Below are 16,316 nucleotides of genomic sequence, written 5' to 3' on the forward strand. Positions count from 1 at the left end.
TTTAAAAAAAATTTTAGCAAAAGTAGTGAAATGTATAAGGATGGGCAATTAAAGGCGTCTCACATTTAATTGATGATATTTCGACTATTTGCCAAACCAACGCCGATAAGTGCATCAAAACGAGCTCCAACATCTCGGTAATAAACCAATATAACGTAGTCGTTTTCTGTGATGTCATAACTTCCGCTGACAAAATGGTCATCAAACTCGCCGTCAGCAGAAAGATAAACATATTTGTAGTTATAAAAACCTTGTTTGAGCAAGATTTGAGTTTCAAATAGACCTGTTTTTTCGTTATAATCCAGATGAGTTTCGTCTGTTAAACTATAGTTGTTAAAACGACCGTAAACATGCAATTCGCCACCATTTAAATCTTTAGGGCAATCTAAACTAAAATGCACCACGGCATATTCTGACTCTCTATTGACATCTTGACCTTGAACGGTATTGATTTTAAAACTGCCATTGATATCGGGGTTGTAAACATATTCTCGTCCTTGTCTGACTCTATCGGTATCCAAATAGGTATGATATAAATCAAACAATTCAACCCGCTGAATGTTAATAGTCGAAACTCTGATGTCGCGATTGTCGAAATATAAAAATTCATTTCCACCCCAAAAAGCAGTCTTATTAGGATAATTAAACACCAAAGTATTGCCAGAAGTAAATTGTGGCTTGATGTCGTAAATAGCAGATTTGAAATCATTGTTTTGAACCAGTACCGTATTGACAGTTTGTTCAGGATTTTTAAAAATAAAACCATCACGACCTACGCTGTATTGCAACAATTGTTTTTTGCCAATTTCTTTTAAGTCCCGCGAACGTCTTACTTGAGCTTGCACGTCAACTTGGCGATTATAGACCATAAATTTTCTTGAAAACACCAACTGCCTGTTGCTGTTAAAAATCTTCAACATATAATTTCCAGAAACTTTCAATCGTCTGGTGTTTTTGTTTGGGATCTGCAATTCGTAGTGCGTGTAAGGTTGAAGTGTTGTTAATGAGTTTTTAAAATCAAAAATTCTAATGTTGTCAAAGCCTTCAATATATTCGTTTTTAGCCAATTTTGAGGGCGTCCAGTTGTAATTGTAATGCTCAATTTTGTAATAGAAATCTGCAACGTCAGCTCTGATATCGTCAAAACTTAAATTGAGATTATCGTTAAGTGAAATCACAGGTGTGCCAGTCAAATCAGCTTGTCCAGTAAATTGAATGGTTTTAATATATTCTGGTGGCAAAACTTCATATTCTTGAGCATAAAAATAATTGGATAATAAAATAATAAATGAGACGAAAATACTTTTCATATTAAATGATTGATTCACAAATTTATAATAATAATTAGTTTTTAAAGCATATATTGTTTAGAATAATTATAAATAAGTTAATATCAACATTTGTTTAAGACCTAAATGAAGTTTTAATTATTAAGTTTGTATCCCGAAAAAACACGCTTTAAATATGGCTATTGATATTAAAGTTAAACGCGGTTTAAAATTGCGACTTAAAGGTGAAGCTGAAAAGATAAAATCACCTGCACTCAAATCTAAAACTTACGCCTTAATTCCTGACAATTTTCACGGTCTTGTGCCAAAAATGTTAATTAAAAAAGAAGGCACGCCAATTAAGGCAGGCGAAGCTTTGTTTTATTCTAAATACAATGAAAAAACAAAAGTTGTTTCACCCGTAAGTGGTAAACTAAAGACCATAGAACGTGGTGCGAGACGTCGTATTTTGAGAGTGATTATTGAAGCTGACGACGAATTTGAATATGTTAGTCACGACAAACTTGACCCTTTAAAAACTGATGCTGACAAATTGAAAAATCATATTTTTGAAGCAGGATGTGGTGCATTTTTCAAACAAAGGCTATACGACATTCCAGCAAATGCTGATGATACACCCAAAGCTATTTATATTTCAGCCTTTAACACAACACCGCTTGGTGCTGATTTTGAATTTATACTGAAAGACAAAAAAGAGCATTTTCAAAACGGAATAAATGCCTTGACAAAATTGACAGATGGCAAAGTTTATCTCGGTGTTGATAGAAATGCTAAAAGCTTTTTGCACGATACTGAAAACGTTGAGCTTATCAGAGTTTCTGGTCCGCATCCAGCAGGCAATGTTGGGGTTCAAATCCAAAAAACAAATCCTATTAACAAAGGTGAAAAAGTTTGGACCATTAGACCTGAAGATGTCGCTATTATAGGCGAATTGTTGTCAACAGGTAAATTTAATGCCGAGCGAACCATTGCGGTTTGTGGTAGTGATGCTGTTGATAGACAATATTTTACAACTCTTATCGGTGCTGAAATCAATTCAATCATTGAAGAAGTCGATACCAACAAAACCAGAATTATTTCTGGAGATGTATTTACAGGAGATAAAGCTGAAAATGGTGATCATATCAATTTTTTTGCTAATGAAATCACTTTAATTCCTGAAGGAAATCACTACAGAATGTTTGGGTGGTTACCTTTTAAAGACAATTATATTCCTTCAATGTCTAATACTTCGCTTTCAAGATTATCAGGTCATAAAGAGTATGTGGTTGATACTAATCTAAACGGCGAAGAAAGAGCACTTGTAGTTACAAGTGAAATGGAAAAAGTTATGCCGATGGATATTATGCCGATGCAATTATTAAAAGCGTGTATGACGGGTGATATAGATAAAATGGAAAACCTCGGAATATATGAAGTAGTTCCTGAAGATTTTGCTTTGGTCGATTATGTGAACACTTCTAAAGTAGAAGCTCAAGAAGTCATCAGACAAGGATTAGATTTAATGCTAACAGAAGTAGGCTAAAAATAAAATTTACGATGAATTGGATTAGAAAAAAAATAGACGAAATTAAAAAACCTTTTCAGCCTGGTGAAAAGTATGAAAAATTTGCACCAGCTGTAAACGCACTTGATACTTTTTTGTTTGTGCCTAATCATACTACAAAAAAAGGTGCACACATACGCGATGCTGTTGATTTAAAAAGAACAATGATAACTGTAGTTATTGCTCTAATTCCAGCTTTGATTTTTGGAATATGGAACACAGGTTATCAGCATTTCAAGCAATTAGATGTTGAATACACATTTATGGATGCTTTCTTGCACGGTGCTATCAAAATTGTGCCAATGATTATTGTGTCTTATGTTGTTGGACTTGGTATTGAGTTTGGCTTTGCCGTAAAACGCGGACACGAAGTAAATGAAGGCTACTTGGTTACGGGACTTTTAATTCCTATGATTATGCCTGTAGATATCCCGTTGTGGATAGTTGCTTTGTCGGTTGCCTTTGCAGTATTAATCGGTAAAGAAGCTTTTGGAGGAACGGGTATGAATATTCTTAATCCAGCTTTAACAGCAAGAGCCTTCGCCTTTTTTGCCTATCCAACCTATATGTCAGGAGACAAAGTTTGGGTAAGTGGAGCTACAGAGGTCAGTGGCATTTCAGGCGAAACCATTTTAGGAACTTTAGCCGCGGGCAAAGAAGTAGCTTACAATAGTGCAGATATGTTTTCAGGATTTATACCAGGCTCTATTTCTGAAACTTCAACCTTATTTATTTTAGTTGGAGCTTTGATTTTGATCTTAACCAAAATAGGCAGTTGGCGTATTATCTTAAGTGGATTTATTGGTGCAGCAGTTATGGCACTTATCTTTAATGCCCTTGGAAGCTCGGTTTTTACAAATAATGATTTGATGAATTTCCCTTGGTATAATCACCTTATTGTTGGTGGATTAGCTTTTGGTGTGGTGTTTATGGCAACAGATCCTGTAAGTGCAAGACAGACCTTAAAAGGGAAATGGATATATGGATTTTTAATTGGATTCTTAGGCGTTATGATCAGAATATTTAATCCCGCATATCCAGAAGGCGTTATGTTGGCTATATTATTAATGAACGTATTTGCTCCAACAATAGATCATTACGTTATTCAAGGCAATATCAAGCGAAGACAAAAACGCTTAAAATTACAAACCGCAAAAACCTCATAAAATGGATAGAAATAGTAATACTTATACTTTCATTTTTTCTATTTCGATGGTTATCGTAGTAGCTGTTGTTTTATCCTTTTTGGCGACAAGTTTAAAACCTAAGCAAAGCAAAAATGTAAGACAAGAAAAAATGCAAAACATTTTAAATACCTTTGTTGGTGATAGTATAGAAGTCGATGGAAAAAAAGTAGAACTAACAAGAGAGTTGGCTTCAGAAAAATTTGATGAATTTATTAAAAATCAATATGCCCTAAACTACAAAGGTGAAACCGTTGAAAGTGTAAACGCTTTTAATATCAATTTGGCAACAGAAATTAAAAAACCTGTTGAAGAACAAATTTTTCCTTTATATGAAGCAGAATTTAATGGTCAAACTTTTTTTGTTATTCCACTACGAGGCTCGGGTCTTTGGGATGCTATTTGGGGCTATGTTGCTTTAAAGGATGACTTGAATACTATTGAGGGAATTATTTTTGACCACAAAGGAGAAACCGCTGGTCTTGGTGCAGAAATCACCACAGATTGGTTTCAAGAAAGATTTAAAGATGAAAAGATCTATGATGGCAATAACATTGTTGGCGTTGAAGTTACAAAAGGTTACAGTGGAGGAAACGACAAAACAGACCATCAAGTGAATGCCATATCAGGTGCTACAATGACAGGCAATGGTGTGACAAATATGATGAAAGAAAGATTGGCTAAATACAAACCTTTCTTTGAAAAATTAAAAAATTCTAAACTCGCAATACAATAAATTATGAGTGAACAGAAAAAAGAAATAAAAACGAAAGAAGAAAAGAAAAAAGAGGAAATGATTCTCTTTTTATCGAAGTCTGAAGAAAAAGAAGCTTTTTTATCAAGAGCTAATAGAAAATTACTCACAGATCCATTAAACGATGATAATCCTATAACCGTCCAAATGCTTGGAATTTGCTCTGCTTTGGCAATTACAGTCCAACTCAGACCAGCAATAGTGATGTCTTTGGCAGTTATTTTTGTAACGGCTATGGGGAATGTTGTGATTTCATTATTGCGAAATTTAATTCCTAATCGTATCCGTATTATCGTACAATTAGTCGTGGTTGCTTCTTTGGTTATAGTGGTTGACCAAGTATTAAAAGCTTTTTTATACGATGTCAGCAAACAGCTTTCCATTTTTATTGGATTAATTATAACCAACTGTATCATTATGGGTCGCTTAGAAGCCTTTGCCTTAGGTAATAAGCCGTGGAAATCATTTTTAGATGGAATTGGAAATGGAGCTGGCTACGGTATAATTTTAATTATAGTTGCCTTTTTTAGAGAATTATTAGGCTCAGGCAAACTATTAGGCTACGAAATATTAGGTCATAAAGGTTTGACTTTAGCCGATTCAACTGGACTTTATGCCTTAGGTTATGAAAATAATGGATTTTTTCTATTATCGCCAATGGCACTTATTATAGTCGGTCTTGTGATTTGGTATCAACGCTCTCGCAACCGCAAACTTATTGAAGAAAGTTAATAAAAATTTTATAATTTAAATCATATGGATTTATTGAATTTATTCGTAAAAAGCATTTTTATAGAAAATATGATATTTGCTTATTTTTTAGGGATGTGCTCTTATTTAGCCGTTTCTAAAACCGTAAAAACCGCTGTTGGTCTTGGTGCGACTGTCATATTTGTATTGCTTATCACAGTGCCACTCAACTATTTGATAGACACTTATTTATTACAACCAGGAGCTTTAAGATGGCTCAGTGAAGATTACGCTAATATCGATTTAAGCTTCTTAAGCTATATTATGTTTATCGCTGTAATCGCTTCTATGGTTCAATTGGTTGAGATGGTTGTAGAAAAGTTTTCACCCGCATTATATGGTTCGCTCGGTATATTTTTACCATTGATTGCCGTAAACTGCTCTATTCTTGGTGGCTCATTATTTATGCAACAAAAAGATTTTACTGGCATAACAGAAGCAATCGTTTATGGTGGTGGAAGTGGAATAGGTTGGTTTCTCGCTATTTTAGCTATTGCGGCAATAAGAGAAAAAATTGCTTATTCCAATGTGCCTGCTCCGCTTAAAGGCTTAGGAATTACTTTTATTATTACTGGCTTAATGGCTATCGGTTTTATGAGTTTTATGGGTATAAAATTAGAAGGAAATGAAGATACAAAAGAAAAAACCACAGCATCTACTATACAAATAGAAAAAAATAAACCTGATAGCAAGACTGTCGAAGTTACTTTAAATAAAACTAAAAACGAATAAACAAAAGGTATTATGGATGTTATTTTAGCGAGTGTAATTGTTTTTTTAGTCTTGATAATACTTTTGGTTATGGTGCTATTAACCGCCAAAGCCAAATTATCACCTTCAGGACCCGTAACAATTAATGTTAATGACGAAAAAGATATGGAAGTCAGTTCAGGTTCAACGCTGTTGTCCACACTTGGCGAAAACAAATTGTTTTTACCATCTGCTTGTGGTGGTGGCGGAACTTGTATTCAGTGTAAATGTATTGTTAAAGAAGGTGGCGGTGCAATATTGCCTACAGAAGAACCTAATTTTACCAAAAGAGAAATAGCAGAAGGTTGGCGTTTAGCATGCCAAGTCAAGGTGAAACAGGATATGAAAATTGAAGTTCCAGAAGAAGTTTTTGGAATTAAAAAATGGGAAGCAACTGTGGTTTCTAATTACAATGTCGCTTCATTTATTAAAGAATTTGTAGTAGAAATTCCTGAAGATATGGATTATAAAGCTGGTGGATATATTCAAATTGAAGTACCACCTTGCGAAGTGAAGTTTGAAAATATCGACATTGAAGCCCATCCAGAAGAGCATCCAGGTCAGCCTGACAAATTCCAAAAGGAATGGGATAACTTTAAACTTTGGCCTTTAGTGATGAAAAACAATGAAACTGTAGAACGTGCTTATTCTATGGCTTCATATCCAGCTGAAGGACGAAGAATTATGTTGAATGTGCGTATCGCTACGCCACCATTTGATAGAGATAAAGGCGATTGGATGAATGTGAATCCAGGTATAGCATCTTCTTATATCTTCAGTCTAAAAAAAGGCGATAAATGTGTGATTTCTGGACCTTACGGCGAATTTTTTATCAATGAAAGTGAAGCAGAAATGCTTTACGTTGGCGGTGGTGCTGGAATGGCACCAATGCGTTCGCACTTGTATCACCTGTTCAGAACTTTAAAAACTAATCGTAAAGTTACCTATTGGTATGGCGGTCGTTCTAAACGTGAATTATTTTATGTGGAACACTTTAAAGCTTTAGAAAAAGATTTTCCTAATTTCAAATTTTATATGGCACTTTCTGAGCCCTTAGAAGAAGATAACTGGAAAGTAAAAAAAGATATTGACGATGAAGAAGGTGATGGTTTTGTCGGGTTTATCCACCAATGTGTAATCGATAATTATTTAAGCAAACACGACGAACCAGAAGAGATTGAATTATATTTTTGTGGTCCACCATTGATGAACCAAGCGGTTCAAAAAATGGGTGAAGATTTTGGTATCCCAGATGAAAACATCAGATTTGATGACTTCGGTGGATAAAATCTATTTATAATTAATACAACCCGAGTCAATAACTCGGGTTTTTTTATCGGTATGGCAGAGCTTAGCAAACAAGAACTTCACAATTTAGCCATGAATATTGTTGGCAAAGATCTCGAAGATCAGGGCTATGAGTTTTTAGCCGTAAACAGTAAGCTTAAAAAAAATCCACAATTTGTGGCTCTTAAAAACAAAAAACTGCATTTTGTTGTTGTTCGAGCAATTAGCTACCCAGACAACCCAAGGGTTTATGACGATAAGTTGATGACCAAAATGAAAAACCACGCCGATAAATTTAATGCACTGACTTTTTTTGCTGGCGTCGGTCTTGCCAATCGTTCAGACTATGAACGTCCATTGACTAAAACAGACGATTATGTGGTTAATTACAATGGTATGATTAAAATTGAGTAACTGATGAAAAATTTTGCGTTTTATATTATTTGTTTCATCACAGTTTTACTGATTTTTTCTTGTAGCCCAAAAAAATATGAACTGAAAGGTAATGCCTTGGGAACAACTTATTCTGTTAATTATTTTTCTGAAACCAAGCAAAATTTTAAACCGCAATTTGATTCTATTTTCAATGTTATTAATCATTCTTTAAGCACTTATATACCTGATTCAGATATTTCAAAGCTCAATCACGGTAAAAATATTAAGGTCGATAATCATTTTAAAAATGTTTTCAAAGCATCTAAACTTATTTATAAAAAAACCGAAGGCTATTTTGACCCTAGTATTGGTTTGATGGTTAATGCATACGGGTTTGGTCCAGAAACTTACGATATACAATTGACTGAAAAAACTATTGATTCCTTAATGAATTTTGTAGGATTTGATAAGTTTTTATTAAAGAATAACACATTACAAACTCATTTACCTTCTTTTTATTTGGATTTTAATGCCATAGCCAAGGGTTATACTGTTGATGTTTTAGCTGATTTTTTAAAAAGTAAAAACATCGATGATTTTTTTGTGGAAATAGGTGGAGAAATTGTTGCTTATGGTCAAGATCACGACCATGATAAAATATGGAATTTTGGAATTGAAACACCAATAGAAAACAACACAAATAGAGAGTTGTCTTACGCCGTTATAATAGAAAATAGAGCTTTAGCCACATCTGGTAATTATAGAAAATTCAAAACGGATTCTCTTACAGGGCAAAAGTTTGTTCACACTATAAACCCTAAAACAGGATTAGCCAAAAAATCTAATGTTTTAAGTGCTTCTGTCATAGCCGATAATTGCATGACTGCCGATGCTTATGCTACTGCTTTTATGGCTATGGGTTTTGATAAAGCAAAACAAATCATTGAAAAACAACAGATTAATGCTCTTTTGATTTACGTCGATGAAGCCAATACAACGCAAACCTATATCTCTAACGGTTTAAAGCCAATAGTTTCTGCACTTTAACTTTTAATTTTATTTTAGTCAAAATCTCTTATAAAAATAGTATTTTAGACCAATTTTAATTTGAATTTATGAAGTCTAAATATTTTATCTATTCTTTTCTTTCGCTTTTAATGATATCAATATTTGCATTTAACCTTAATGCACAAGATCTTCAAATTCCAAAAACTGAGCCAGTTGTTACTTCACACAAAGTCAATATTAAAGGTCAAAGTATCAATTATACCACAGAAACGGGAATGCAAGTTTACCACAACAGTGATGGCAAAGCCAAGGCTGATTTGTTTTATGCCTACTACAAACGTTCTGATGTAAACAATATCGAAAATAGACCTTTGTTGTTTTCTTTTAACGGTGGTCCAGGCTCAGCTTCAGTATGGATGCATTTGGCTTATACAGGACTGAGAGTTTTAAAAATAAGCGATGAAGGTTTTCCTGTTCAACCTTACGGGGTTAAAACCAATCCAAATAGCATTTTAGATATTGCTGATATTGTGTATATCAACCCAGTCAATACAGGCTATTCACGACCTATCAAAGATGAAAATGGAAAATTTAATAGAGATGAATTTTTTGGAGTTCAAGCCGATATCAAATATCTATCAGAGTGGATGAATGCATTTGTCCAAAAACACAACAGATGGCTGTCTCCAAAATATTTAATTGGTGAAAGTTATGGCACAGTTCGGGTTTCGGGACTTGCTGATGAGCTCCAAGACAGACAATGGATGTATATCAACGGTGTGATTTTAGTTTCGCCTACGGAATTGGGTAACTTCAGAAATGGCATACTTGAAATTGCAAATCGCTTACCTTATTTTACTGCTGTAGCTTGGTATCATAAACAATTGCCTGCTGAACTTCAACAAAAATCTCTTGAAGAAGCCTTAAAATTGTCGGAACAATTTACAATGAATGAACTTATTCCGCTTTTATATAAGGGTGGTTTTAAAAGTCAACAAGACCTATATCAAGCGGCTGAAAAAATGGCCTATTTTTCTGGGATAGATAAAGATATTTTTATAGAACATAATTTGGATTTTAGTTATAGCAATTTTTGGAAAATGTTACTCAAAGATGAAGGCTTTACCTTAGGTCGTTTAGATTCTCGTTATCTTGGCATAGATCGTCAAGTTGCAGGAACGAGACCAGATTACAATGCAGAACTCACCGCTTGGTTACAAGCTTTTACGCCAGCCATCAATCACTACATCAAAAATGAACTCAAATTTGATGTGCCTTTAAAATACTATATGTTTGGTCCAGTAAGACCTTGGGATAGAAAAAATAGCCAAAACAATACTGGTGAAAGATTGCGTCAGGCGATGGCTCAAAATCCAAGTTTGCAAGTCTTTATTCAATCTGGATATTTTGATGGAGCAACAACCTATTTCAATGCCAAATATACGATGTGGCATATTGATCCGAGTGGAAGAATGCAAGACCGATTTCATTTTAAAGCCTACAAAAGCGGTCATATGATGTATTTGCGAAATGAAGATTTGAAACAAGCCAATGACGATTTAAGAGAATTTATATTGCAAAGTTTACCTGAAAAAGGCAAACCCATTAAATACAACAGAAAATAGCTTACAAAATTCATGATAGACTATTCATCTAAACTTTTAGAAAATGCCGTCGAAGAGATGTCGAGATTTCCTGGCATAGGAAAACGTTCGGCATTGCGTTTAATTTTGCATTTGCTCAATCAACCTGAAGAACAAACGGTTGACTTAGCTCAGGCTTTAGTGAAACTGAGAACAGAAATTAAATTTTGTAAAAATTGCCATAATATCAGTGATTCTGAGCTTTGCGAAATCTGTCAAAGTTCAAAGCGTCAAAATGAGATAGTCTGCGTTGTAGAAGATATTAGAGATGTGATGGCTATTGAAAATACACAACAATACAAAGGCTTATATCACGTGTTAGGCGGAAAAATCAGCCCGATGGATGGAATTGGTCCTCAAAACCTGAATATTGACAGCTTAGTCCAAAAAGTAAAAGACGGTAAAATTGACGAAATTATCTTTGCACTAAGCTCAACAATGGAAGGCGATACCACAAACTTCTATATCTATAAACAAATTCATAATTACAATGTTAAAACATCAAGTATAGCTCGTGGTATATCAGTAGGAGACGAATTAGAATTTGCTGATGAAATCACTCTTGGAAGAAGTATCATCAACAGGCGACCTTTTGAAACTACTTTAAAACCTTAAAAATTGAAAGTCTCTGTAATCATTGTGAGTTACAAAGTGCCTTATCACTTAATGCTTTGTTTAGAAAGTTTAAACTCAGCCATCAGAGATTTAGATGCTGAAATTATTGTGGTTGATAATGCTTCAAACGATAAAACTTCTGAACTTGTTTCAAAATACTTTCCTCAAGTAAAATTTATACAAAACCCCAACAACGATGGCTTTTCAAAAGCTAATAATATTGGCATCAATCAAGCTAAGGGCAAATACATTTGTCTGATCAATCCTGATACCGTAATCTCAGAAACATCTATAAAAGCAACTATCAAAAAACACGAAAGCTTTGATAATTGTGGAATTTTAGGTCTCAGATTGATTGATGGCACAGGACATTTTTTGCCAGAAAGTAAAATCAATAAATTGACCTTAAAAGTTGCGGCATTAAAGATGTTAGGCTTCTCAAAACAATATTATAACAACAATTTATCAGAAGGCGAAGAAGGACAAACCACAACGCTTGTCGGCGCTTTTATGTGTTTTAGGAAACAAGATTATGAGCGATTAGAAGGATTAGACGAACGCTATTTTATGTATGGTGAAGATATCGATTTGTGTTATCAATTCACCAAAGCTGGATATCAAAACTATTATTTAGGTAAAGAAAGTTTGATACATTTTAAAGGAGAAAGCACATTACGAGATGATGTTTATTTTAAACGTTTCTTTGATTCGGTCAAGTTTTTTTTTACAAAACACTATTCCAATTCAAAATTGATGATAGGTATTCTATCCATCTTTTTCATCATTGCCAAACGATTCAAAAAATCTGATATGCTTAAAAAAGCAAATGTCAAACCCGATTACAATAACATTTTTTACATCGGTCAAAATAAAGAGCTCTATCAAAAACTAAAGATCCATTACAATAAGAATATCAAAACTTTAGAACCAAAACAAATTGATAGTCAAAACTACAAAGACAGTCTTATTGTTTTTGACACCAAAACGCTATCATATCAGCGGGCTATAGATTTTATGCTTAAAAACAACAATTCAGGAAATGCCTTTAGATTTATTCCCCAACATCTTGGTGTTTTGATAGGAAGTGATAGTAGCACATCTCAAGGTGAAGTGGTGTTTTTGAAATAATGATATTGATAAAATCATCAAATCATTTATCTGTTTTTTGCAATTTTTAAATTTATACTTGTATTTTTAAGCTTTTTATAACAAAATAAAATCTTAGTTGTGAGTGATAATATTTAAATTTGATGATATAAATCAAAAAATTTTTAATTATGTCATTTAAACTACCAGATTTAGATTATGCTTATGATGCACTTGAGCCTCATATTGATGCTAAAACTATGGAAATTCATCATAGTAAACATCACGCAGGTTATACGAACAAATTAAATGCGACCATTGAAGGCACAGAAAATGATGACAAATCAATTGAATTTATTTTGTCAAATTTAGACCTCTCAAACTCAGCGATAAGAAATAATGGTGGAGGTTATTACAACCATTCACTATATTGGAAAATTATGTCGCCAAACGGAGGAGGTCAACCCAGCGGAGATTTATTAGAAGCTATAAATAAATCATTTGGTTCTTTTAATGATTTTAAAGAAGCGTTTTCTAAAGCGTGAGCCACACAATTTGGCTCAGGTTGGGCATGGTTGACCGTTCATGAAAAAGGTGGAGTAGAAGTGTGTTCTACGCCTAACCAAGACAACCCACTGATGCCTAATATAGGTTGTGCTGGTGTTCCTATTCTTGGTATTGATGTATGGGAGCATGCTTACTATCTCAATTATCAAAACAGAAGACCTGATTATATTGAAGCCTTTTTTAACGTCATAAATTGGGATGAAGTTTCAAAGCGTTACAAAGAAAATAAATAACATCTCTTTCTCTCATATTAAAAACAGTAAATCTTTTTTGATTTACTGTTTTTTTTTATTTAAAGTCCTAATTTTGTTAAATGCTAAAACATAGAATAATAACAGATAGACTTGAGTGTGGCACTGATGAAGCAGGACGAGGTTGTTTAGCTGGACCTGTAACCGCAAAGACTGTTATTTTACCTGCAGATTTTTCTAATTCTTTAATCAACGACTCTAAGCAACTTTCTTTAAAAAAAAGAGAAAGTTTAAAATCTATTATCAAAAAAGAAGCTATTGCCTATGGAATCGCTCATGTGTTTCCTGATAAAATAGACAAAATCAATATTTTAAATGCATCAATTTTAGCTATGCACAAAGCCATAGAGCAATTAAGTCCACAACCGGAATTTATTTTAGTTGATGGAAATCGATTTAAAAACTTCAAAAATATAAATCATGAATGCATAATTAAAGGTGATGCAAAATACCTTAATATTGCAATGACTTCTGTTCTTGCTAAAACATCTAGAGATGAATTTATGCTTAAATTACACCAACAAAACCCAAAATATCATTGGAAACAAAATAAAGGATATCCAACAAAGCAACACAGAGAAGCCATACAAACATATGGAGTTACATCTCATCATAGACAAAGCTTTAAACTATTGCCCGACCAGTTAAAATTAAATTTTGAAGTTCAATAAATTATGTCATAATCATCTTATGAAACGATATTTAATTTTAAGCTTACTGCTAATATTGGCATCATGTAGTCAAAATAAAATTGAAGAAAGTGAATCTATACACTTCATACCACCTGATGCAAAGACTAATTTTGAGCCACCAAGATTATTCAAAATATTTAGAAAAACTTGATAAACAAAACTTTTTAAGAACTCATAAAGAAAATTCAGTCATTAAATTTTGGTCGCTTCAGCATTGGCATGATTTAGTTGAAATGCCTGAAGAGTTTTTGTTAACCTATAATGTTATAGGTAAGAACAAATTAGCACAAACCTTGATAACTAAAGATTTTAAAAACTCAAGTATCCAAAAAGAGTCTAAATTAACTTATACCTACAATCAAATTAAAATAAAAACTTTTGAAACAAATAAACAAGAGTTTTTTATGACACAGTTAGCTGATAATACCATTTTTAGCACTTCAAAAATTATTATAGAAAATGTTATTAGAAATTATAAAGACAATATTAAAACGAATCAACACATCAAAAAACTATACGATGTGCTATCAGAGAATACGCCTTCTGTAGTCATAAACACTACATTTTTTTCAAAAGTCTCTAAGTTTTTTTTTACAAAAGAGTTTTCAAAAGAATTTCTTTCTCTCTCTGATTATATGGGGTTCGATCTTATTTTAGATGAAAATCAAATACTCTTTAGCGGAATTGTTTTGAAAACACAAGACAAATCCCATCTATGGTCAAATTTTAGAGAAATAAAGCCAAAAAAATCTTTTGTTGCTGAGGTTATACCAAGTTACTTTGTAAGTGCTAAAAGTCTTTTAATATCAGATTACAAAACATTTACACATCAAGAAAATTTAGTCAAAAAAACACCGATCAATGATAGTGTTTTTTTTGATATCAATGAAATAGCTCAATTTAACCTGCCATTAGGTAAGGGCGTAGCAATGGTGTCAAATGATATTAGTAAAACTTATGAAATGCTTAAGGATGATGCTTTACCTATAAAAAAATTTGGTGCTTATCAAATCTATCAACTAAATCATAAACTTGAAACAAATGCAGAACTTCAAAATTTTATAAAACTTGGCGAGCTTAAAAACTTTGTCGTTTTTCAAGATATCATTGTCGGTTCAAATCGGCTTGATGTATTAGAAGATATTATTATACAGGTTAATAATCAAAACGTATTGTCTCTGCAACAAAATTATAAAAATCACTTAAAATCACTCACCGACCAAAGTCATATCTTGTGGTTTACAAATTTAAGTCAGCAAAAAAACTTTTTTGAGCAATATGCTCAACCATCTTATAAAAATGATTTTAAAGCTTTTAATTGGAAAACTTATGGAATTGCAGTAACACAACTTATAGTTGAAGATGATTTTGCTTACTTTAATATTATTCATAAAAAGACTGATTTGGGCAATAATCAAAAAGCTGTTAAACAGTTAGCGAGGCTAAAATTAGAGTCAACAATACAGAATACAACGCAATTTTTTAAAAACTGGAGAACAGGTCAGTATGATATTGTTTATCAGGATATTAACAACGTTTTGCACCTTAAGGATACAAAAGGTAATCTCATTTGGTCAAAACCTTTAGACAGCCCAATAGTTGGTAAAATCAGAACCATTGATATTTATAAAAATACGCGTTTACAACTCGCCTTTGCAACTCAACATAAAGTTTATGTTTTAGATAAAAATGGAAATGAAGTTGACCCATTTCCACTTAACTTTAACAATAAGATTACACAAAGTCTCTCTGTTTTTGATTACGATAACAATGGGCGATATCGTTTTGTCGTGATTATGGACAATAGAATCAGAATGTTTAATAAACAAGGAAAACGCGTCAAAGGCTTTCAATTTAATAGAACTAAAACGCCTTTAGATTTGCCTTTGAAACACATTAGAATCGATAAAAAAGATTATATTTTAGCACAAGAAGAAACGGGGCAGTTACATATTTTAAGCCGAACAGGTAAGAATAGAGTTCAGATTGATAAGAATTTTGAACCTACACATAATGAATGGTATGAACATCAAAAGGAGTTTGTTTCTATGTCAAACAAGGGCCAAATCATTAAGATTAATCCAAACGGAGATGTGAGTATCAGTTCTAAGAAGTGGATTAATCCTAAGTTTGTGGCAAATCCAGAAATAATGGCAAGCATGTCAGAGAATCAACTTTATATCAATGATGCATCAGCAGAACTTCCTTATGGTGTTTATACTAACCCTTTCATAAAAAACAATTTTGTAGCTATAGCCGATTTGCAAGCACAAAAGGTTTACGTTTTTGATAAAAAGGCTAATTTGATAAATGGATTTCCTGTTTATGGCAAATCTATTTCTGACGTTTATAGCAAAAATAACGAGTTGATTTTGCTTTGTCAAGATTCTGATGATGCTGTTTTGATTTACAGTATTATAACAGAATAATTTTATTTAATGCTTTTAATCGATAACTAACAATAAGTTTAAACTAAATTAGAATGTTAGCTTGAATATATTTTACATTTGTAATTCAAT

At 32.9% G+C, this 16,316-nt stretch carries 14 protein-coding genes and 1 pseudogene; 14 read left to right on the forward strand and 1 reads right to left on the reverse strand.

The window, feature by feature from the left end:
* Positions 1-65: 65 nt before the first annotated feature.
* On the reverse strand, positions 66-1,310 hold the full coding sequence (locus tag IGB25_RS14315) for a DUF5103 domain-containing protein (protein WP_211065579.1): 1,245 nt from the start codon (positions 1,308-1,310) through the stop codon (positions 66-68).
* A gap of 154 nt (positions 1,311-1,464) precedes the next feature.
* On the opposite strand from IGB25_RS14315, the gene IGB25_RS14320 reads away from it, so the two are divergent.
* The 14 genes and pseudogenes from IGB25_RS14320 to IGB25_RS14385 all read left to right on the forward strand — a co-directional run bounded on the left by IGB25_RS14320 (position 1,465) and on the right by IGB25_RS14385 (position 16,226).
* On the forward strand, positions 1,465-2,814 hold the full coding sequence (locus tag IGB25_RS14320) for a Na(+)-translocating NADH-quinone reductase subunit A (protein ID WP_211065580.1): 1,350 nt from the start codon (positions 1,465-1,467) through the stop codon (positions 2,812-2,814).
* Between the two features lie 14 nt (positions 2,815-2,828).
* A complete protein-coding gene (locus tag IGB25_RS14325) occupies positions 2,829-4,001 on the forward strand; it encodes an NADH:ubiquinone reductase (Na(+)-transporting) subunit B (protein WP_211065581.1) in 1,173 nt (390 codons plus the stop codon).
* Position 4,002: 1 nt separating this feature from the next.
* Positions 4,003-4,755: an NADH:ubiquinone reductase (Na(+)-transporting) subunit C gene (nqrC, locus tag IGB25_RS14330; protein WP_211065582.1), complete on the forward strand. Its 753-nt coding sequence runs from the start codon at positions 4,003-4,005 to the stop codon at positions 4,753-4,755.
* Between the two features lie 3 nt (positions 4,756-4,758).
* Positions 4,759-5,505 carry an NADH:ubiquinone reductase (Na(+)-transporting) subunit D gene (locus IGB25_RS14335; protein WP_211065583.1) on the forward strand — a complete coding sequence of 249 codons (747 nt, stop codon included), beginning with the start codon at positions 4,759-4,761 and terminating at the stop codon, positions 5,503-5,505.
* Positions 5,506-5,529: 24 nt separating this feature from the next.
* On the forward strand, positions 5,530-6,255 hold the full coding sequence (nqrE, locus tag IGB25_RS14340) for an NADH:ubiquinone reductase (Na(+)-transporting) subunit E (protein WP_211065584.1): 726 nt from the start codon (positions 5,530-5,532) through the stop codon (positions 6,253-6,255).
* A 12-nt stretch (positions 6,256-6,267) separates the two neighbouring features.
* Positions 6,268-7,560 (forward strand): NADH:ubiquinone reductase (Na(+)-transporting) subunit F, encoded by a 1,293-nt coding sequence (gene nqrF, locus IGB25_RS14345; protein WP_211065585.1) that lies wholly within the window; start codon positions 6,268-6,270, stop codon positions 7,558-7,560.
* A 54-nt stretch (positions 7,561-7,614) separates the two neighbouring features.
* Complete coding sequence (locus tag IGB25_RS14350; protein WP_211065586.1) at positions 7,615-7,974, forward strand: Na(+)-translocating NADH-quinone reductase subunit F; 360 nt, start codon at positions 7,615-7,617, stop codon at positions 7,972-7,974.
* 3 nt (positions 7,975-7,977) lie between these two features.
* Positions 7,978-8,982, forward strand: coding sequence for an FAD:protein FMN transferase (locus IGB25_RS14355; RefSeq protein ID WP_247653540.1), 1,005 nt, complete (start codon positions 7,978-7,980; stop codon positions 8,980-8,982).
* 68 nt (positions 8,983-9,050) lie between these two features.
* Positions 9,051-10,568: a S10 family peptidase gene (locus IGB25_RS14360; protein ID WP_211065587.1), complete on the forward strand. Its 1,518-nt coding sequence runs from the start codon at positions 9,051-9,053 to the stop codon at positions 10,566-10,568.
* A 15-nt stretch (positions 10,569-10,583) separates the two neighbouring features.
* Positions 10,584-11,201: a recombination mediator RecR gene (recR, locus tag IGB25_RS14365; RefSeq protein ID WP_211066941.1), complete on the forward strand. Its 618-nt coding sequence runs from the start codon at positions 10,584-10,586 to the stop codon at positions 11,199-11,201.
* Between the two features lie 3 nt (positions 11,202-11,204).
* Positions 11,205-12,329 (forward strand): glycosyltransferase family 2 protein, encoded by a 1,125-nt coding sequence (locus IGB25_RS14370; protein WP_211065588.1) that lies wholly within the window; start codon positions 11,205-11,207, stop codon positions 12,327-12,329.
* Positions 12,330-12,478: 149 nt separating this feature from the next.
* Positions 12,479-13,087 (forward strand): annotated as a pseudogene (locus IGB25_RS14375) (superoxide dismutase).
* An 80-nt stretch (positions 13,088-13,167) separates the two neighbouring features.
* Positions 13,168-13,776, forward strand: coding sequence for a ribonuclease HII (locus tag IGB25_RS14380; protein ID WP_211065589.1), 609 nt, complete (start codon positions 13,168-13,170; stop codon positions 13,774-13,776).
* A 116-nt stretch (positions 13,777-13,892) separates the two neighbouring features.
* Entirely contained in the window at positions 13,893-16,226 is a 2,334-nt protein-coding gene (locus IGB25_RS14385; protein WP_211065590.1) for a hypothetical protein, read from the forward strand.
* Positions 16,227-16,316: the final 90 nt, after the last annotated feature.

Source organism: Flavobacterium sp. CS20, assembly GCF_018080005.1.
Lineage (GTDB): Bacteria > Bacteroidota > Bacteroidia > Flavobacteriales > Flavobacteriaceae > Psychroflexus.